Here is a 19,051-nt window from a genome sequence, read left to right as displayed (position 1 = left end):
AAGCGGAAACCGCATTCTCATCCGCGGGAGGAAGGCCAGGCCATCGGCCGCCTCGGGCTCGGAGATAAGTTGGGGCCATGACGGTCACGGTGATACTCGAGCTCAGATTCAAACCCGACGAGGTCGCTGCGGGGCGCGAGCTGATGGGCCGGGCGCTGCAGGACACCCGGGCGTTCGACGGCAATGTTCGCACCGACGTCCTTGTCGATGAGGACGACGAAGGGCACTGGCTCATCTACGAGTTGTGGGAGACGGTCGAACACGACGAGGCGTACCGCGCGTTTCGCGCCGGCGAAGGCAAGCTGACACAGCTTCCTCCGCTGCTGGCCGCGCCCCCGGCCAAGACCAGGTACCTCACCAGCGACGTCTAGCTCAGCGCGGGAATCACTTCGCGTTCGAACAGCTCGATGCCGGAGCGGTCGTAGGCCGCTTCGGGGAAATAGCAGATGGCGTATTCGCACCCGAGGTCGCGGACCTTGGTGATCCGCTCGATGACTTGTTCCGTTGTGCCCGTTGCCCCCTCCGAACCGCCGGAGAGCATGGCATCCGCCGCCGCCTCGGGGACGTAGCGGGACATGCGGTCGCGTATGCGCTGCCGCCGGTCTTTGACGTCGGCCTCGGAGGTGCCGACGATCGCGCTGAAGTTGGCTGAGCGCACGATGGCGTCGAAGTCGGTGCCCACCTCACGACAGTGCTCCGCCAGCACATCCGATTTGTGTTTGAAAGCCTCGAGCTCCGGCGTGAAGTTCGTGTATTGCGCGTACTTCGCGGCGATGCGCAACGTCACCTTCTCGCCGCCACCGGCGATCCAGAAGGGAATGCCCCCGTCCTGCAACGGTTTCGGTTCGACGATCGCGCCGTCGACCTGATAATGCTTGCCGTCCAAGCTGACCTTGCCGTCGCGCCACGCATCGCGCATGATCTGCACGCCTTCGTCCAGACGGCCCAATCGCACACCTGCCGATGGGAACCCGTAACCGTAAGCGCGCCATTCATGTTCGTACCAGCCGCCGCCGATGCCCATCTGGATGCGGCCACCGGAGATGATGTCGGCCGTCGCGGCCACCTTGGCGAGGTAGACGGGATTGCGGTAGCTCATCGCCGTGCACATCTGGCCCAGTTTGATCCGCGACGTGGTTGCCGCGTACGCCGCCATGAGCGACCACGCTTCATGCGTGGCCTCGCCGGTCGGCATCGGCACGGTGTGGAAGTGGTCGTAGACCCACAGCGAGTCCCACGCACTGTTGTCGGCGTAAGTGGCCAGGTCCCGCATCACCGCCCAGTGTTTTTCGGGTTCGATGTCAACCAGATCCATCCGCCAGCCCTGCGGAATGAAGAGTCCAAAGCGCATAACTAGGGACTGTATCCCGCACGAGCTCACAGCGGATCGTTAAGCCGCGCTCAGTCGCCGCTCACGCCTGAGCCGTACATATATCGGATGACAACCAATTCAGTCGGCGTTCGCGGTCGACACATCCGTGCCACGCCAGCGCTCTTCGCCGGTGCCGCGGCCATCGCGACGCTCGTCCTCTTCGGCGCGGCACCGCACGGTGGCGCCGACGCCGTGGTCGCCGCGGGGTCGTCGGCCACCGCCCCCTTGCCGACGGACGACACGAATTTCGTCAACGACAACGGCCAGACCTCCGGCGACACCTTCACCCAGAACGCCCAGGACCAAAGCACCGCGAGCGGTGCCGGCACGTCCTGACGTAACCCCTGCCCCTCATACACCCAGCGCGTCGAGCGCGGCCGCCACCGACTTCTCGCGCAACTCCTCGTGGCGTGCATCGGGAAACTGCACGCAGCAGTCCTGCAAGCCGCCGAACGCGATCACCGCCCGAGTGGACTGCGCCAGCGTCGGCTTTTTGCCGAAGACCAGCCTGGCGAGCCGCTCCCGCCACGCCAGCACGGTGTCGATCAGGTCGAGGTCGATCAGCGTGGACAGCTCGGTCAACAGCAGCACCAGATCCCGCCGGTGCCGGTAGTGGAAGTCGAAATAGCCCTCCAGCAGCTCACGCACATCGTTGTGTCGGCGGCCCTCGTGGTCGGCGACGAAAGCTTCGCCCTCGTCGATCAGCGGCACCAGGATGCTGCGCACCAGGTCTTCGCGGGACGGAAAGTGGTAGTACAGCGCGGGTTTGGTGATGCCCAGCACATTTGCGATGTCCTGCAGGCTGGTGCGCTGCACGCCCCGCTGCAAGAACAGCTCGCGGGCGACCTCCTGGATGCGCTCACGGGTGTCCGACCGGGGCCTGCTCACCGCACCAGTTTATCTGACTTACCGATAGGTAAGTGCGATGTTATGCTTACCGAACGTTAAGTAAGTGTGGGAGGTGATCATGCGGATACTCATCTCCGGCGCCAGCATCGCCGGCCCGGTCTTGGCGTACTGGCTGACCCGGTACGGCTTCGACGTCACCGTCGTGGAGCGCGCGCCGACGCTGCGCAAAACCGGCGGCCACGCCGTCGACTTGTTCCGTCCCGCAATGGAAATCTCGGCGAAGATGGGCGTCCTGCCGCGCATCGAGGCACTGGCCACCGGAACGGAACGCCTGACGATGTACCGGGAAGGCCGGACGAAGGCCACCCGGATCGACCTCGCCAAGATCTACGCCGCCACCTCCGACCGGCACGTGGAGATCATGCGCGACGATCTGAGCGAGATCTTCTACGACGCCGCCCGTGACGACGTCGAGTACCTGTTCGGCGACTCGATCACCGCGATCGAGCACGACGGCACCGTGACATTCGAGCACGCCCCGGCGCGCACCTTCGACGTCATCGTGGGCGCCGATGGGCTGCACTCCCACGTCCGGCGCCTGACCTTCGGCGAGGAGGCCGACCTGACGCGCTTCCTCGGGGGGTACCTGTCGGTGGTGTCGGCACCCAAGGGGCTGGTCGATGCCGGCGAGATGGTCGCTCACGTCGGTGCAGGCCGTTTCGCCGGGATCTACACGGCGGATCACCTGGATGACGCCCGCGCGGTGTTCATGTTCCGCAGCAAAACCGAATTGGACTATGACCATCACGATGCGTTGCGGCAGAAGGAATTACTGCACCAGGCGTTCACCGGGATGCACGATCAGGTGGACAGCTGGCTGGGCGAGCTGGAGCGCACCCCCACCTTCTACTTCGACTCGATCACCCAACTGCGCACCGACCGGTGGTCGCGCCGCCGGGTCACCCTGGTCGGCGACGCCGGGTACTGCCCGGGACCCGCGGTGGGCGGCAGCACCAGCCTCGCCGTCCTCGGCGCCTACGTGCTGGCCGGCGAACTCGCCGAGGCCGATGGCGACCACCTGCGCGCCTTCGCCGCCTACGAGTTGCGGATGCAGGAACCGGTGCACCGCAGCCGGAATTTCGCCCGCGGCGCGGCCAAGGGCATCATCCCCGGTTCACGAATTGGTGTGTGGGCGTTAACCCGTGGCGCCCAGCTGATCTCGGCGATGCCGGGGTCGCTGTCCCGGTCCGTGGCCAAGCTCAACACCAAGGGCATCCGGATGCACGATTCCATGCCGGTTCCCGAATACACCGGAAGCGACGTCTGACAGCATGTCCTGTAGAGCCGCGGCCACGAGCAGCCGCGCGCCGCGAAGGGAAGGCCGCACATGGAACTGACCGGTGTTGGAATCTGGAGTAGTCAGCTGCGCTATGGCGACCCGGCCGAATCCGCCGAGGCCGCAGCCGAACTCGACGAACTGGGCTTCCCGGCGCTGTGGATACCCGACGTCGGCGGCCCGGTGTTCGAGGCGGTGGCCCACCTGCTCGGCGCGACCAGACGGACCGCGATCGCGACGGGAATCCTGAACCTGTGGATGCATTCGCCCGCCGATGTGGCCGAATCCTATGCGACGCTGACCGCCGAGCACGGCGACCGCTTCCTGCTCGGAATCGGGGTCAGCCATGCCCCGCTGATCGATGCCGGCCATCCCGGGCGATACCGCAAACCGCTGGCGGCGACAGCGTCATTCCTGGACGGCTTGGATGCCGCACCGCGGCCGGTTCCCACCGAGCGCCGGGTGCTCGCCGCGCTCGGCCCCAAGATGCTGACGCTGTCGGCGACCCGCGCCGGTGGTGCCCACCCCTACCTGGTCACCCCCGAGCACACCGCTTCCGCCCGTTCGACTTTGGGACAGGGCCCGTTGCTGCTTCCCGAACAGACGGTGATCCTGACCGACAGCGCCGACGAAGCTCGCCAGATCGGAACCGATTGGCTGCGCGCGTATTTGGCCCTGCCCAACTACGCGAACAACCTGCTGCGCACCGGCTTCTCCGAAGACGACCTGTCGCAGGTTAGCGATCGGCTCTTCAATGCGATCATCGCCTGGGGTGACGAGGAGGCCGTCATGCGTCGCGTCGCCGAGCATCGGTCCGCGGGCGCCGATCATGTCTGCGTTCAGGTGCTGCGGGCCGACCCCCGGGCCTTCCCGCGGGAGGAATGGCGCCGCATCGCCGCCGCCTCCCGCTGACCGGCCGACGGTCCTAGGGTGAGCTATGGCTTCCAAACAGACGCTGTTCCGGATCTTTTACCGCATCGGCTTCACCCCATGGGATGGTCACCCGCTCGCGCAGAGCGTGCGGGATCTGGTCGAGGGAACCCGCGATGCCGCGGCACTGCCCGCCGGGTCGGCCCTGGAAGTCGGCTGCGGTACCGGTGACTGCGCCATCTACCTCGCCCAACACGGCTGGAACGTCACCGCTGTCGACTTCGTGGCCAAGCCCCTCGAGCGGGCGCGTGCCAAGGCACGCGCGGCCGGCGCCGCGGTCGAGTTCGTCCAGGCCGACGTCACGCAGCTGAGCCGGACCGGCATCGGCGCGAACTTCGAGCTGATCGTCGACAACGCGTGCCTGCACAACATGAGCGACGCGGACCGCGACGCCTACGTCCGGGAGATCACCGCCGTCGCGGCACCGGACGCGCGGCTGCTGATCGTCGCGTTCGTCCCCGGCGGCCGGGTCGGGGTGCGCGGCATCGACCGCGCCGAGATGGAACGACGATTCACCCAGAGCTGGACGCTGTTGTCGGCCGGGGCCGAACGCGAGCTGGACCGCTCCGAGAAGACGCCGGCGTGGTACTACCTGTTCCAAAGGCGTAGTTAGTCTTCGCGATCCCAACACGCAAAAGCCCCCGAAACCTCGTTGTTTCGGGGGCTTTTCGCGCTCGCAGTACTTAGCTCAGCGACGCCGGCGGCAGGAAGCGGTCGCCGTACTTGGCGGCCAGTTCCTTGGCCCGGGCCACGAAGGCTTCCTTGCCGATACCGCCCGCACCCTGGTAGCCGACGATGAACTGGGCGCTACCACCGGTGTACGGCGGGAAGCCGATGCCCATGATCGACCCGATGTTGGCGTCGGCGGTGGACGTCAGCACGCCCTCGTCGAGGCACTTCTGCGTCTCCAGCGCCTCGGCGAACAGCATGCGATCGATCATGTCCTGCAACGGAATTTCCGCGCTGCCCGACTTGAACGTCTCGCGCAAGCCCGGCCACAGCCGGGTCCGCTTGCCGTCGGCGTACTCGTAGAAGCCGGCGCCCTTCAAGCGGCTGGGCCGGCCGAGCTCGATCATCTTCTCGACGACGGCCTCGGCAGGGTGCGGCTCGTAGCTGCCGCCCGCCTCCTCGACACCCTGGCGGGTGGCCGTCGCGATCTTGTGCATCAGCTCCAGGTTGAGCTCGTCGGACAGCTGCAGCGGCGGGGCCGGGTAGCCGGCCTGCGACCCGGCGTGCTCGACGCTCGCCGGCTCCACGCCCTCGCCCAGCATCGCCAGCGCCTCGTTGACGAACGTGCCGATGACGCGGCTGGTGAAGAAGCCGCGGCTGTCGTTGACCACGATCGGGGTCTTGCCGATGGCCAGCGTGTAGTCGAACACGCGGGCCAGCGCCTCGTCAGAGGTCTTCTCGCCCTTGATGATTTCCACCAGCGGCATCTTGTCGACCGGCGAGAAGAAGTGGATCCCGATGAAGTCCTCTTGGCGCTTCACGCCGGTCGCCAGACCGGTGATCGGCAGCGTCGAGGTGTTGGACCCCAGCAGCGCGTTCGGCTCGACGATGTCCTCGATCTCCTGGAACACCTTGTGCTTGAGTTCCTGGTTCTCGAACACGGCCTCGATCACGAAGTCGACGCCCTTGAGGTCGGCCGGGTCGGCGGCCGGCGTGATCCGGTCCAGCAGCGCCTTGCTCTTCTCCTCAGTGGTCTTGCCACGCTGAAGTGCTTTGGCCTCAAGCTTTTCCGAGTAGCCCTTGCCCTTCTGGGCGGCCTCGAGGCTGACGTCCTTGAGCACCACCTCGTAGCCGGCCTTGGCCGAGACGTAGGCGATACCGGCGCCCATCATGCCCGCGCCCAGCACCCCGATCTTGTTGATCTTGACCGGCTCGATGCCGTCCGGACGGGAACCACCGCCGTTGATGTGCTGCAGGTCGAAGAAGAACGCCTGGATCATGTTCTTGGCGACCTGGCCGGTGACCAGCTGGGTGAAGTAGCGGCTCTCGATGCGGCTGGCGGTGTCGAAGTCGACTTGCGCGCCCTCCACGGCCGCGTCCAGGATGGCCCGCGGCGCCGGCATCGGCGCGCCCTTGAGCTGCTTCTTGAGCAGCGCCGGGAACGACGGCAGGATGCCGGCCAGCGCGGGGCTGGACGGGGTGCCGCCGGGCATCTTGTAACCCTTTTTGTCCCAAAGCTGTTCGTGCGAGTCGGGGTTGGCCTTGATCCACGCCTTGGCGGCGGGCACCAGTTCCTCGACCGAACTGACCAGCTCGTCGACCAGCCCGATCTCCTTGGCCTTGTCCGCCTTGAAGCGGGTGCCCTGCGACAGGATGTTCATGAAGGCGTTCTGGATGCCGAACATCCGCACGGTGCGGGTCACGCCGCCACCGCCGGGCAGCAGCCCCAGCGTGACCTCGGGCAGGCCGACGACCAGGCCCTTGACGTCCGCGGCGATGCGGTGGTGACACGCGAGCGCGATCTCCAGGCCACCGCCCAGCGCCGCGCCGTTGATGGCCGCGACCACCGGCTTGCCGAGGGTCTCCAGCGCGCGCAGGTCACGCTTGACCGACTCGACGGTGTCGAACGCCTCGCCGGCGTTCTCCGGGCCGAGGTTGATCATCCCCTTCAGGTCACCGCCGGCGAAGAAGGTCTTCTTCGCGCTGGTGATGACCACACCGGTGATCGAATCCTTCTCGGCGGCAAGGCGTTCCACAGCGTTGCGCATCGACTCGCTGTAGTGCTCGTTCATCACGTTGGCTGACCCGGTGGGGTCGTCCAGGGTCAGCGTGACGATGCCGTCGGCGTCCTTATCCCACTGAATGGTGTTCTCTGCCATGGTCTCAAACCCTCTCGATGATGGTGGCGACACCCATGCCGCCGCCGATGCACAGCGTGATCAGCGCGCGGCGAGCGTTGCGGCGCTCGAGCTCGTCGACCATGGTGCCGGTGATCATGGCGCCGGTGGCGCCCAGCGGGTGGCCCATCGCGATGGCGCCACCGTTGACGTTGAGCTTCTCGTCCGGGATGTTGAGGTCCTTCTGGAACTTCAGCACCACCGACGCGAACGCCTCGTTGAGCTCGAACAGATCGATGTCGTCGATCGTCAGGCCCGCGCGGTCGAGCACCTTCCGGGTGGCCGGTGTCGGTCCGGTGAGCATGATGACCGGGTCGGAGCCGCTGGTGGCGGTGGCCACGATGCGCGCCCGGGGGGTCAGCCCCTGCGACTTGCCCGCGGCTTCCGAACCGACCAGCACCAGCGCGGCGCCGTCGACGATGCCGGAGCTGTTGCCGCCGGTGTGGACGTGGTTGATCTTCTCGACATAGTGGTACTTGGTCAGCGCGACGTCGTCGAAGCCGCCCATCTCGCCGATGCCGTCGAAGGCGGTCTTCAGCTTGCCCAGGCCCTCCAGCGTGGTGTCGGGCCGCATGTGCTCGTCGTGGTCGAGGATGACCAGGCCGTTCTGGTCGCGCACCGGCACGACGGACTTGGCGAAATAGCCGCCCGACCATGCCGCAGCCGCCTTCTCCTGCGAGCGCAACGCGTAGCGGTCGACGTCCTCGCGCGAGAAGCCCTCGATGGTGGCGATCAGGTCGGCGCCGATGCCCTGGGGGACGAAGCCGATCTGGTAGTTGGTCTCGGGGTCGGTCGCCCAGGCGCCGCCGTCGGAACCCATCGGGACGCGGCTCATCGACTCGACACCGCCGGCCAGCACCAGGTCGTCCCAGCCGGAGCGCACCTTCTGCGCCGCGGTGTTGACGGCCTCCAGGCCCGACGCGCAGAACCGGTTGAGTTGCACGCCGCCGGTGGTCTCGGGCAGGCCGGCTGCCAGCACCGCGGTGCGGGCGATGTCGCCACCCTGGTCACCGACCGGGGACACGACACCGAGGATCATGTCGCTGATCAGGTTCTCGTCCAGGTCGGGGAAACGCCGACGGAGCTCGTCAACCAGGCCGACGACCAGGTTGAGCGGCTTCACCTCGTTCAGCGAACCGTTGCGCTGCTTGCCCCGCGGGGTGCGGATGGCCTCATAGATAAAAGCTTCTTCGGACATACGACTTCCTGTTCTCCGAATTGGGTTCGAATCCGTCTTCAAGACGAGGTCCCGCGCCAGCCTAACAGGGGCCCCGGCCAACCTGTTGGTTGGGCAAGACCGCGCAGCTCAGCGACACCCCGCCGGGTAGCGCCCGAGTGTGCGTCCAGCCGCATACTCGTCATCGAACGTGCGGCTGGCCGCACACTCGCCGCAGCGCATCCTAAGCTCGACCACCATGACGGTGTCGCGACTGCGCCCCTATGCGACGACGGTGTTCGCCGAGATGTCGGCGCTGGCCGCGCGGATCGGAGCGGTGAACCTCGGCCAGGGGTTCCCCGACGAGGACGGGCCCCCGGCCATGCTGAAGGCCGCCCAGGAGGCCATCGCCGACGGCGTCAACCAATACCCGCCGGGCATCGGCATCGCACCGCTGCGCCACGCCATCGCCGCCCAGCGGCAGCGTCGCTACGGCATCGAATACGACCCCGACACCGAGGTGCTGGTGACGGTCGGGGCGACCGAGGCCATCGCGTCCGCGGTGATCGGCCTGGTCGAACCCGGCTCCGAGGTCCTGCTCATCGAGCCGTTCTACGACTCCTACTCGCCGGTGGTGGCGATGGCCTCCGCGCAACGGGTGACCGTGCCGCTGGTCCCCCATGGCCGCGGCTTCACCCTGGACGCCGACGCCCTGCGCCGGGCGGTGACGCCACGGACCCGCGCGCTGATCGTCAACTCCCCACACAACCCGACCGGCTCGGTGCTGAGCGCCGAGGAGTTGGCGGCCATCGCCGAGGTCGCGATCGCGGCCGATCTGCTGGTGATCACCGATGAGGTCTACGAGCACCTGGTGTTCGACGGACGGCAGCATGTGCCGCTGGCCGGCTTCGACGGCATGGCCGAGCGGACAATCACCATCTCCAGCGCGGCCAAGATGTTCAACTGCACCGGGTGGAAAATCGGATGGGCTTGCGGCCCAGCACATCTCATTGCCGGGATGCGCGCGGCCAAACAGTATCTGAGCTATGTCGGCGGGGCGCCGTTCCAGCCGGCGGTGGCCCTGGCGCTGGAGACCGAGGATGCGTGGGTGGCCGGTCTGCGCGCCACTTTGCAGGCCAGACGCGATCGACTGGCCGCCGGGCTGATCGACGTCGGGTTCGAGGTGCACGACAGCGCCGGCACGTACTTCGTGTGCGCCGATCCGCGTCCGCTGGGCTACGACGACAGCAGTGCGTTCTGCGCGGCGCTGCCGGAAAAGGTTGGGGTGGCCGCGATCCCGATGTCTGCCTTCTGCGACCCGGCCACCACGAACGGCCCGGCCGACGTGTGGAATCACTTGGTGCGCTTCACCTTCTGCAAGCGTGACGACACGCTCGACGAGGCGATCAAGCGACTGGCCGCGCTGAAAACCGGTTCAGTGGGCTAACCCACGGCACCCATCACGCGCTTGCGCAGGCCCTCCAGCGCGGCGTAGAGGATTTTGTTGCCGGCCGAGCGGACCCAGAACCCGGGCAGCGGCACCCTGAGCTCGATTGTGAGGCTGAATCGCACCCGGGTCTTGTCGTCGCCCTCACGCTCCAGGTTGTATTCGCCGTGCTGAGCGTGCTGCTGCGCGGTCTTCTGCGCGTCCCAGACCATCCAGTCGGGGCCCCAGTGGTATTCGACCATTTCGGTATCCGCGATGCCGCTCACCCTGATCGTCATCTTGACGTGGTGTGGCAGGCCGTCGGGATACCTGTCGACGACTTCGACCCGCTTGTGCAACGGTGACCACGAGGGGACGGCGTCCATGTCGGCCAGCGCCTCCATGATCACTCTCGGGGGCGCCTCAATGACAATCTCAGACGATGCTTGTATGGCCACCGGCTACCAAATTTAGCAATCGTGCCGCCTCGGCGACCCGAAAAACCCGAATTACGTTGCCTTGTCCGAACCGCCACCGGATTGGATCATGGCGCACAGCCCCTTCATCGACGAGTCGAGGACACTCTCGGCCGCCCGCCGCACGATGAACGCGGGCATGGGCCGGCCGGGCTCGACGGTGACGTCGAAGCGCACCCGGGTCTGGTCGACCCCTTCGGGTTTGAGGGTGTACTCGACGTGCTGCCCATGCTGCTGGGAAGTTCCCGTGGCGTCGTAGACAACCCAATCCGGGCCCCAGTGGTATTCCAGGACCTCTTTGTCGACCAGCCCGAGAATCTTGATGGTGGTTTTGACGTGGTGCGGCCGGCCGTCGGGATACCGGTCGATCACTTCGATGTGTTTGTGCAGCGGCGACCACGATGCCAGGACACCGACATCTGTCAGCGCTTCCATGACCACTTCTGGCGGCGCGTTGACGACAAATTCCCGTGATGCTTTTACGGCCACTGGAGATCAACTTAGCAACGTCGGCCCCGATGCGGACCGATTCGCCGTAAACAGTTTCCTACCAGTTGATTTCGCTGAGCGGCGTGGTCGCCGCCGGGGGCGGTCCGACCGGTCCGGCCGGGGTCCGCGAAAACCGTGGGGCGGGCGCGGCCTGGTCGGCGCCGTGGGCGGTGATCACCGTGGACCGCGCCCGGAGGTGTTCATCGGCGGCGGCTTCGCTCCACGTCAGCACTCCGGTGACGCACGCGTCGGTGCCGGCGAAGGTCTGTGTCCATTCGTCGCGGGTCCGGCTGGCGAATCGTTGGGTGAAGATCTCGCGGATCCGCGGGTAGGAGGCTCTGTCGTGTTGGGCGGGCACGTCGTCGGGTGACAGGCCAAGCCCCGCGAGCAACGCCGCGAAGAACTGTGGCTCGATGGCGCCGACGGCGACGTATTGTCCGTCGGCGGTCTCGTAGCAGCCGTAGAACGGGGCGGCGCCGTCGAGCAGAAACGATTCGCGCCGGTCCCGCAGTGCGCCAGTGGACTTCATGGTCCACATCATCTGGGCCAGCAGGCTGACTCCGTCGACCATCGCCGCGTCGATCACCTGCCCCATGCCCGAACGTTCCCGTTCGTACAGAGCGGCCGCGATGCCGATCACCACCAGCATCGAACCACCGCCGAAGTCCGCGACCAGGTTCAGCGGCGGCATCGGTGGCCGGTCTGCGTAGCCCAGCGCCGACAGCGCACCGGTCTGGGACAGGTAGTTGATGTCGTGACCGGCGGTCGGCGCCAAGGGCCCGTCCTGTCCCCAGCCGGTCATTCGCGCGTAGATCAGCCGCGGGTTGACCGCCGCGCAGTCGTCCGGCCCGATGCCGAGTCGCTCGCAGGTGCCGGGCCGGAAGCAGTCCAGCAGCACGTCGGCCTTGCCGGCCAGTTCCAAGAGCGTCTGCGGCTGCGTCTTGACGTCGAGGTCGACGATTCGCTTGCCGCGGTGCAGCAGGTCGCGGTCTTCGGCCGGCATGGCCAAGCCGCCCGGGCGGCGCACCCGAACCACGTCGGCACCCAGATCGGCGAGCAGCATTCCCGCGTGCGGCCCCGGTCCGATGCCGCCGAGTTCGACGACTCGCACCCCCGCCAGCGGCCCGCCACCGCTCACGGCGGCTACTTACCCTTCTTGACCTGGAGCACCCGCTCGCGCAGCGCCTTGGTCGCCGAATCGATCGTTCCCTTCACGGCACGCTTGAGCACGAAGCCGGGCAGCGGCACGTTCGGGTCGGCGAGAAGCTCGAACTTGACCAGGGTTCCGTTGCCTTGCGGCACCAGCGTGTACTTCCCGTCCTGCGCCTTCTGCTGCGAGGAGCTGACCAGCTTCCAGCTCACGACGTTGTCGCCCCACGTGTAGGCGATCACCTGTTCGTCGGTGATCCCGGCGACCTTGACCTTCATCTTCACTTGGCGGGGCCTACCGTCGTCGCCGGTGTCGAGGATCTCCGCGCTCTGGTGCGGCTCCGACCATTCGGGCATCGCGTCGAAGTCGGCGATGACGTCCAGAATCTCCTCCGGACTGGCTTCGATGACGATGTCGCGGGATTCTTTGAGTGCCATGGCCCGCACGATACTGGCCCGGCGTCTCACCCGGAACGGATTGGACCGGGCGTACCGTCGTGGCTGTGACTGATGCCGCGACCGATCCCGCATACACCGTCGGTGACTACCTGTTGGACCGTCTCGCCGAGCTCGGCGTCTCGGAGATCTTCGGCGTTCCCGGCGATTACAACCTGGAATTCCTCGACCACATCATCGCCCACCGCAGCATTCGCTGGGTCGGCAACGCCAACGAGCTGAACGCCGGCTACGCCGCCGACGGGTATGGGCGGCTGCGCGGAATGTCGGCATTGGTAACGACTTTCGGCGTAGGCGAGCTCTCCGCGGCCAACGCGGTCGCGGGCAGCTACGCCGAGCAGGTTCCCGTCGTGCACATCGTCGGCGGCCCGTCCAAGGATGCCCAGGGCACCCGGCGGGCGCTGCACCACTCGCTCGGCGACGGGGACTTCGAGCACTTCTTCCGGGTCAGCCGCGAAATCACCTGTGCCCAGGCCAATCTCATGCCCGCCACGGCCCGCCGTGAGATCGACCGGGTGCTGTCCGAGGTGCGCGAGCAGAAGCGCCCCGGCTACATCCTGCTGTCCACCGACGTGGCCCGCTTCCCCACCGAGCCGCCCGAGGCGCCGCTGCCCCGCTACACCGGCGGCACCAGCCCCCGCGCCCTGGCGATGTTCGTCGAGGCCGCGACCGAACTCATCGGCGACCACCGGATCACCGTGCTCGCCGACCTGCTGGTGCACCGGCTGCAGGCGATCAAAGAACTCGAGGCGCTGCTGGCCGCCGACGTGGTGCCGCACGCCACGTTGATGTGGGGAAAGAGTCTGCTCGACGAAAGCTCGCCCAACTTCCTGGGCATCTACGCCGGGTCCGCGAGCGCGCCGGTGGTGCGCACCGCGATCGAAGGGGCGCCCGTGTTGGTCACCGCCGGCGTGGTGTTCACCGACATGGTCAGCGGCTTCTTCAGCCAGCGCATCGACCCGGCCCGGACGATCGATGTCGGCCAGTATCAGAGCAGTGTGGCCGGAGAAGTCTTCGCGCCGTTGGAGATGGGTGCCGCGCTCGAGGCACTGGCAACCATCCTGGTCCGCCGCGGGATCTCGTCGCCACCGGTGGTATCGCCGCCGGCCGAGCCGCTGCCGCCGCCCCCGCCGCGCGACCAACCGCTCACCCAGAAGATGTTGTGGAACCGCCTGTGTGGGGCCCTCACACCGGGCAACGTGGTGCTTGCGGACCAGGGCACCTCGTTCTACGGCATGGCCGACCACCGGCTGCCTCAGGGCGTGACCTTCATCGGCCAACCACTCTGGGGCTCAATCGGTTACACGTTGCCCGCCGCGCTGGGGGCGGCGGTGGCGCATCCGGACCGCAGGACGGTGCTGCTCATCGGGGACGGCGCCGCGCAGCTGACCGTCCAAGAGCTCGGCACCTTTTCGCGCGAGGGCCTGTCCCCCGTCATCGTGGTGGTCAACAACGACGGCTACACCGTCGAACGGGCGATCCACGGCGAGACCGCGCCGTACAACGACATCGTCAGTTGGAAGTGGACGGACGTGCCCCGCGCGCTGGGCGTCACCGACCATCTGGCGTTCCGGGTCCAGACCTACGGCGAACTCGACGACGCTTTGACCGCCGCCGCGGACCACCAGGACCGCATGGTGTTCGTCGAGGTGGTGTTGCCGCGGCTCGAAATCCCCAACCTGCTAGTCGAACTCGTCCAGCCCACGTCACCGGACGGCAGTCCGCGACGGTGACGCACTAGCGCGAGTCCGGCGTCCGATCCGCACTGGAAGACCGCAGGATGGCCTGCACCGTCCGCCGGCAGCGACCGCAGTCAGCGCCCGCACCGCACGCCTGGGCGACTTCCTTCGTGGTCGACGCCCCGCACGACACGGCTTCATTCACGGTTTGACTGGTGACTCCATTGCACAGGCACACGAACAACGGAGAATCCTCAGTCCGCCTCGATGCGCATCATGTCGAAGAATCGGCCGACGAACAGCGGCGGGTAGGCACCGATGCCGGCCCCGGACATCCACTGCGCCGCGGCATCGGGGTGGTCGATCCAGTCCCGGGCGCTTTCTTCGTCGGGGAACTCCTGCAAGATCAGCACTTCGTGGTCGTCGTCGAAAGCTTGGAATACCCACGTCTTTCGGATGCCGGCCGTGGTGAATCGGTCGATCGCCGTGCTGACTTCGGAGGTCAGCAGGGATACGTCGTTGACGGACGCGATGGCGGCCACGACGACGCCCGGTGCCGCCGGGGTATTCGGTGGCTGCGCGATGAACCTGTCGACGATCTCGCCGGCGAACACGGCGGGGATGTCTTCGACGCCGGCCTCGTCGAACCAGTCGAAGAAGACGCGGGAGCGCAGCAGCTCCACGATCGGCTCACGGCTGTGGACGCCGATCATCACCAGTACCCGACCGTGGTCGTGGGTCGAGGTGTAGACCAGCACGTGGTGCGCGCCGATATCGGCCAGGGCGGCCTTGTTGCGTTGCAGCAGCGGCCATACCCGGGTGGGATCGGGGACGCGGTAGTCCGACGCGATCACCATCGAGTGAATATCGCCGTTGTTCATCGGAGTTGGTCCTTCATCACTTTCCCCGTCGCGTTGAGTGGGAGTGAATTGAGGAACTCTACCGTGCGCGGCACCTTGAATCCGGCCATCCGGGCGCGACACCAGGCGATCAATTCGTCGGCGCTGACGTCGCCTTTGCGGACCACGAACGCTTTTCCGACCTGGCCCATCCGTTCATCGGGGACGCCGATGACGGCCGCCTGCGCGACGGCAGGGTGGTTGAGCAGGAAGCCCTCGATCTCGGCCGGGTAGGCGTTGAAGCCACCGACGATGAACATGTCCTTTTTCCGGCCGACGATGCGCAGCCGCCCGGCCTCGGTGAAGTCGCCTAGATCTCCGGTGTGCAGCCAGCCATCGTCGTCGATCGCCTGGGCGGTGGCCTCGGGTTCGTCGAGGTAGCCCTTCATGACCCCGTAGCCGCGGACCAGCACCTCGCCGTCGTCGGCAATGCGCACCTCGACCCCGTCGCAGGGCACGCCCGCTGTGGTGGCGACATCCTCGAAGGAGTCACCGGGCAGCGAGAGGGTGACGTTGCCGGCCTCGGTGAGCCCGTAACCCGTCATCAGCGTCTGGAACGGCAGCTCGTCGTGGATGCGACGGACCAGCTCGACGGGGATGTCGGCGGCGCCGGTCACCCCCGCCCGCAACGACGACAGCCCGGACTTGTCCCGCACCGTCAGCAACGAGTGATACAGCGTCGGCGGTCCGGGGAGCATCGTGATGCGTTCGCGTTCAATGAGATCCACGACCGTGTCAATGTCGAACACCGCGACGGGCAGCATCGTGGCACCGCGCAGGAAAGACGTGACGAGACCCGCCTTCAGCCCGAAGGTGTGGAAGTACGGGTTGATCTGCAAGTAGCGGTCACCCTCGCGCAGGTCCGCAAGGGTCGCCCACTCCTCATACATGCGCAGTGTTTGACCGTGACAAAGCATCGCCCCCTTGGGGCGCCCGGTCGTGCCCGACGTGAAGATGATGTCCGAGGTATCGGTGCCGCTCACCGGTCGCTCGAATGGTGAACCGCTGGACAGGAAGTCGGACTTCAGGTCGATCACCGGCACGCCGGCGGGCGCGGCGTAATCCTGGTCCAGGAAGCCCTTCTGGACCAGGACGGCCTTCACCTTGCTGCGGACGATGATGTCGCCGGCTTCTTCGGTCTTGAACCGGGCGTTGACCGGGACGAGCACGCCGCCCGCGGTGAGCAACCCGAATGCCGCGATGATCCACTCGGCCGAATTGGGCGCCCAGATCGCGACCCGGTCACCCTTGTCGACGCCGAGGTCAGCGAATGCGCCTGCGGCGCAACGGATCCGCTCGACTACCTGCCTGAAAGTCAAGCGCAGCGGACCGTCGACGACTGCTTCCGCGTCGCCGAAACGGTCCGCCGCGCTCAGGACCATCTCGGGGATGGTCTGCCACGGTTGTGTGTTCAGCGCGCTACTAAACCGTGACGAGCCGACCGAGGTTGCCGCCCATGATCTTTGCCTGGTCGTCGGCGGACAGGTGCGACAGCGCCTCGATGTAATAGGTCGGCTCCGCCAGCCCCTCGGGATGCGGCCAATCCGAGCCGTACAGCACCTGATCCACCCCGACGAGGTTGACCAGATCGTCGATGCCGTCCTCGAAGAACGGGCTGACGTGGATCCGGCTCTTGACCATCTCGACGGGATCGCTCGGGAACGCCTCCGGGGCCTTGCGGAAGACCTCGGCCAGGCCGTCCAGCAGCGGGGTCATCCACTTCGAACCGGCCTCGACGATCGCGACCTTCAGCTTGGGGTGGCGGTAGAGCGCGCCGTGGATCACCCACGACCCCACGGAGTCCTGGATCGGCCGCCACTCGTTGAGGATGCCCATCGCATTGGTTTGGAAGGGCAGCATCTCTGCGTTGGCACCGTCCCATTCGGAGGTGTACCGGGAGTAGCCACTGTCGCTGGAGTGCATGCCGACCAGCACGTCGTGCTCGACGACCCGCTCCCAGAACGGGTCGAACTCGGGCAGCGCAAACGACCGGGGACCGCGGAAGCCGGGGACCGGAGCCGGACGAATCAGGATGGCACGGGCGCCGCGCTTGACCGCCCACTCCAGCTCCTCGATCGCCTTCTCGACGATCGGCAGGGTGATGACCGGGGTGGTGAAGATGCGGTTCTGGTAGTTGAAGCCCCACACCTCGTCGAGCCACTCGTTCAGCGCGTGGACCAGGACGTGGATCGCAACGGGGTCGTCCGACAGCCGCTCCTCGAGGAGGCTGGCCAGCGTCGGGAACATCAGGGTGCGGTCCAGGCCCAGCTCGTTCATCTTCTCCAGGCGCGGGCCGGGCTCGAAGAACGCCGGGATCGCGCGCATCGGCTCACCGAACAGCTCGCGCTTGCTCTTGCCGTCCGGGTTTCCGTACTTGAAGTACTCCTCCCAAGCACCCGGCCGGGCGACGACCTCGAACGTCGGGTTCGGGATGTAGTTGCTGATCTGGCCGCGGATCGCGATCTTGGTGCGCCCGTTGATCTGCACGTACTGGACGAAGTCCTTGTACTCCTTGGGCAGGAACTTGGTCAGCGCCTCCGGCGGCTCGTAGAGATGGTTGTCCGCGTCGAAGATCGGGAACGGGACGTCCACCTTGTGCGACAACTGGCCCATGAAATCCTCCTTCTTGATTTGTGAGAATACTATTCTCTACAGGCGGCTAATCGCAACGCGGTCCCGCCGAATCCCGGTTCGACGTGCTCAGCACGACACGAAGATCTTGTAGGTGGCGTCGGCCGGTTCACCGGGTTTGTCGGTTCTGTAACCGTTGGCGGTGCCTGACACGGTGAATTTGTCGCCCGTCATGCTCATGTCCGCGCTGCCGCCGTCGCCCCGCGAGTACATGCCGCTGAAGCCACCCAGGTTTTGGATGTGTACCGACTCGACCGTCGCCGGTTGCGCGCCCTCGTCGATGACGAGTTTGGCGCCGGCAAAATTGCCGCCGATTTCGATCGTCCGGCTCCACTCCCGCTGGCTGCACTTCACGATGTGGAAGTTTCGGTCGTTACCGTTCACGGTGACGGACGCCGTGCTGGCGAGTTGGGTTGTTGGCTTCGACGTGCACCCGCCAGCCAACGCAACGGTAAGGACCGCAGCGGCGGCCACGATTCGGTTCCGCATCGAGTCACCTTCATCCTGGCTGACGACATTCTTTGGCCTGCAGCGATGATGTTATTCTCGCGAAAAGAGAATGCCAATATCGGCTTTTTGTCGAGGAGCGATACACACATGGTGGACCTGGAGATCGACGACGGGCTGGCGGTGGTCACCATCGATCGCCCGCAGGCGCGCAACGCCATCGGCCTGGACACCATGGACCAGCTGGAGAAGGCGCTCGATGCGGCGGCCGGCGCGCAGGCGCTGGTGATCAAGGGTGCCGGGGACAAAGCGTTCGTCTCCGGCGGCGACCTCAAGGAATTGAGCGCACTGCGGACCGAGGAGGACGCCGCGGCCATGGCCCGGCGGATGCGGTCCATCTGTGATCAGCTGGCGGATTTCCCCGCTCCCGTCATCGCCGCGCTCAACGGCCACGCGTTCGGCGGCGGGGCCGAAGTCGCCGTCGCCGCCGACATCCGGGTTGCGGCCGACGACATCAAGATCGCCTTCAACCAGGTGCAGCTCGAAATCATGCCGGCCTGGGGCGGAGCCGAGCGGCTGGCCGCGCTGGTCGGCACGAGCAGGGCGCTGCTGTTGGCCGGCTCGGGAACCGCCCTCACCGCGGCCGATGCCGAACGCATCGGCTTGGTGGATCAGGTCATACCCCGCGGCGTGTTCGACTCACCCGATCATGGGTGGCGAGCGGTCGCCCGCTCGCTGGCACGCAGGCCGGCGACCGAGATAAAGCGGGTAATCCGCGGAGTTTCTGCTGAGGAGGCGATAGCATCCTTCGCACGGCTATGGGTTGCCGACCCGCACTGGCAGGCCGCAGAACGGGTGATGAACCGCAACGCCAAGCCGCGCCCGGCATCCGGAGGAGCGTCATGACCAC

Annotated in this window: 21 protein-coding genes; 8 read left to right on the top strand and 13 right to left on the bottom strand. The window is 66.6% G+C overall.

What is annotated here, in order from left to right:
- The first annotated feature begins 77 nt into the window (after positions 1-77).
- On the top strand, positions 78-371 hold the full coding sequence (locus tag MTY59_RS13815; protein ID WP_221046131.1) for a putative quinol monooxygenase: 294 nt from the start codon (positions 78-80) through the stop codon (positions 369-371).
- On the opposite strand, the gene MTY59_RS13810 is transcribed toward MTY59_RS13815, so the two are convergent.
- The gene (locus MTY59_RS13810) at positions 368-1,351 is read right to left on the bottom strand and encodes an LLM class F420-dependent oxidoreductase (protein ID WP_221046130.1); all 984 of its coding nucleotides are present in this window, start codon (positions 1,349-1,351) and stop codon (positions 368-370) included. The genes MTY59_RS13815 and MTY59_RS13810 overlap by 4 nt on opposite strands.
- A gap of 87 nt (positions 1,352-1,438) precedes the next feature.
- Between MTY59_RS13810 and MTY59_RS13805 the strand changes: the two genes are divergently transcribed.
- Positions 1,439-1,708 carry a hypothetical protein gene (locus MTY59_RS13805; protein WP_221046129.1) on the top strand — a complete coding sequence of 90 codons (270 nt, stop codon included), beginning with the start codon at positions 1,439-1,441 and terminating at the stop codon, positions 1,706-1,708.
- 15 nt (positions 1,709-1,723) lie between these two features.
- Here MTY59_RS13805 and MTY59_RS13800 read toward each other — a convergent pair whose 3' ends face one another.
- On the bottom strand, positions 1,724-2,260 hold the full coding sequence (locus tag MTY59_RS13800) for a TetR/AcrR family transcriptional regulator (RefSeq protein WP_221046128.1): 537 nt from the start codon (positions 2,258-2,260) through the stop codon (positions 1,724-1,726).
- Positions 2,261-2,339: 79 nt separating this feature from the next.
- Here MTY59_RS13800 and MTY59_RS13795 point away from each other — a divergent pair, with 79 nt between their 5' ends.
- The 3 genes from MTY59_RS13795 to MTY59_RS13785 are packed head-to-tail and all read left to right on the top strand — an operon-like array spanning position 2,340 to position 5,100.
- Positions 2,340-3,548: an FAD-dependent monooxygenase gene (locus MTY59_RS13795; protein WP_221046127.1), complete on the top strand. Its 1,209-nt coding sequence runs from the start codon at positions 2,340-2,342 to the stop codon at positions 3,546-3,548.
- A 60-nt stretch (positions 3,549-3,608) separates the two neighbouring features.
- Positions 3,609-4,469: an LLM class F420-dependent oxidoreductase gene (locus MTY59_RS13790; protein WP_221046126.1), complete on the top strand. Its 861-nt coding sequence runs from the start codon at positions 3,609-3,611 to the stop codon at positions 4,467-4,469.
- Between the two features lie 25 nt (positions 4,470-4,494).
- Positions 4,495-5,100 carry a class I SAM-dependent methyltransferase gene (locus tag MTY59_RS13785; protein WP_221046125.1) on the top strand — a complete coding sequence of 202 codons (606 nt, stop codon included), beginning with the start codon at positions 4,495-4,497 and terminating at the stop codon, positions 5,098-5,100.
- A gap of 70 nt (positions 5,101-5,170) precedes the next feature.
- Here the strand turns inward: MTY59_RS13785 and MTY59_RS13780 are convergent, their stop codons facing one another.
- Together MTY59_RS13780 and MTY59_RS13775 are read right to left on the bottom strand one after the other, a co-directional pair.
- The gene (locus MTY59_RS13780) at positions 5,171-7,315 is read right to left on the bottom strand and encodes a 3-hydroxyacyl-CoA dehydrogenase NAD-binding domain-containing protein (protein ID WP_221046124.1); all 2,145 of its coding nucleotides are present in this window, start codon (positions 7,313-7,315) and stop codon (positions 5,171-5,173) included.
- A gap of 4 nt (positions 7,316-7,319) precedes the next feature.
- Positions 7,320-8,531 carry an acetyl-CoA C-acetyltransferase gene (locus tag MTY59_RS13775; RefSeq protein WP_221046123.1) on the bottom strand — a complete coding sequence of 404 codons (1,212 nt, stop codon included), beginning with the start codon at positions 8,529-8,531 and terminating at the stop codon, positions 7,320-7,322.
- 217 nt (positions 8,532-8,748) lie between these two features.
- On the opposite strand from MTY59_RS13775, the gene MTY59_RS13770 reads away from it, so the two are divergent.
- The gene (locus MTY59_RS13770; RefSeq protein ID WP_221046122.1) at positions 8,749-9,936 is read left to right on the top strand and encodes a pyridoxal phosphate-dependent aminotransferase; all 1,188 of its coding nucleotides are present in this window, start codon (positions 8,749-8,751) and stop codon (positions 9,934-9,936) included.
- Here MTY59_RS13770 and MTY59_RS13765 read toward each other — a convergent pair.
- Genes MTY59_RS13765 through MTY59_RS13750 form a run of 4 tightly spaced genes read right to left on the bottom strand, consistent with a single transcriptional unit; the run spans position 9,933 to position 12,467 of the window.
- Positions 9,933-10,373: an SRPBCC family protein gene (locus MTY59_RS13765; protein ID WP_221046121.1), complete on the bottom strand. Its 441-nt coding sequence runs from the start codon at positions 10,371-10,373 to the stop codon at positions 9,933-9,935. The two genes, MTY59_RS13770 and MTY59_RS13765, sit on opposite strands and share 4 nt — an antisense overlap.
- Positions 10,374-10,424: 51 nt before the next feature.
- On the bottom strand, positions 10,425-10,880 hold the full coding sequence (locus MTY59_RS13760; protein WP_221046120.1) for an SRPBCC family protein: 456 nt from the start codon (positions 10,878-10,880) through the stop codon (positions 10,425-10,427).
- 58 nt (positions 10,881-10,938) lie between these two features.
- Positions 10,939-12,018 (bottom strand): CaiB/BaiF CoA transferase family protein, encoded by a 1,080-nt coding sequence (locus MTY59_RS13755; protein ID WP_221046119.1) that lies wholly within the window; start codon positions 12,016-12,018, stop codon positions 10,939-10,941.
- A 5-nt stretch (positions 12,019-12,023) separates the two neighbouring features.
- Positions 12,024-12,467, bottom strand: coding sequence for an SRPBCC family protein (locus tag MTY59_RS13750; RefSeq protein ID WP_221046118.1), 444 nt, complete (start codon positions 12,465-12,467; stop codon positions 12,024-12,026).
- Positions 12,468-12,532: 65 nt separating this feature from the next.
- Between MTY59_RS13750 and MTY59_RS13745 the strand changes: the two genes are divergently transcribed.
- Positions 12,533-14,218, top strand: a complete 1,686-nt coding sequence (locus MTY59_RS13745; protein WP_221046117.1) for an alpha-keto acid decarboxylase family protein — start codon at positions 12,533-12,535, stop codon at positions 14,216-14,218.
- A gap of 4 nt (positions 14,219-14,222) precedes the next feature.
- Here the strand turns inward: MTY59_RS13745 and MTY59_RS13740 are convergent, their stop codons facing one another.
- The 5 genes from MTY59_RS13740 to MTY59_RS13720 all read right to left on the bottom strand — a co-directional run bounded on the left by MTY59_RS13740 (position 14,223) and on the right by MTY59_RS13720 (position 18,183).
- On the bottom strand, positions 14,223-14,408 hold the full coding sequence (locus MTY59_RS13740) for a (2Fe-2S)-binding protein (protein ID WP_221046116.1): 186 nt from the start codon (positions 14,406-14,408) through the stop codon (positions 14,223-14,225).
- 10 nt (positions 14,409-14,418) lie between these two features.
- Positions 14,419-15,045, bottom strand: coding sequence for a fatty-acid--CoA ligase (locus tag MTY59_RS13735; protein ID WP_221046115.1), 627 nt, complete (start codon positions 15,043-15,045; stop codon positions 14,419-14,421).
- A complete protein-coding gene (locus MTY59_RS13730; protein ID WP_250160824.1) occupies positions 15,042-16,445 on the bottom strand; it encodes a FadD3 family acyl-CoA ligase in 1,404 nt (467 codons plus the stop codon). The genes MTY59_RS13735 and MTY59_RS13730 overlap by 4 nt, the downstream gene beginning before the upstream one ends.
- A gap of 40 nt (positions 16,446-16,485) precedes the next feature.
- The gene (locus MTY59_RS13725; protein ID WP_221046114.1) at positions 16,486-17,676 is read right to left on the bottom strand and encodes an amidohydrolase family protein; all 1,191 of its coding nucleotides are present in this window, start codon (positions 17,674-17,676) and stop codon (positions 16,486-16,488) included.
- 87 nt (positions 17,677-17,763) lie between these two features.
- Positions 17,764-18,183: a lipoprotein LpqH gene (locus MTY59_RS13720; protein WP_221046113.1), complete on the bottom strand. Its 420-nt coding sequence runs from the start codon at positions 18,181-18,183 to the stop codon at positions 17,764-17,766.
- A 108-nt stretch (positions 18,184-18,291) separates the two neighbouring features.
- On the opposite strand from MTY59_RS13720, the gene MTY59_RS13715 reads away from it, so the two are divergent.
- A complete protein-coding gene (locus MTY59_RS13715; RefSeq protein WP_221046112.1) occupies positions 18,292-19,047 on the top strand; it encodes an enoyl-CoA hydratase/isomerase family protein in 756 nt (251 codons plus the stop codon).
- The last annotated feature ends 4 nt before the right edge of the window (positions 19,048-19,051 follow it).

The organism is Mycobacterium senriense, assembly GCF_019668465.1.
GTDB classification, from domain to species: Bacteria; Actinomycetota; Actinomycetes; order Mycobacteriales; family Mycobacteriaceae; genus Mycobacterium; species Mycobacterium senriense.
This window is presented reverse-complemented; position numbering and strand designations above follow the sequence as displayed.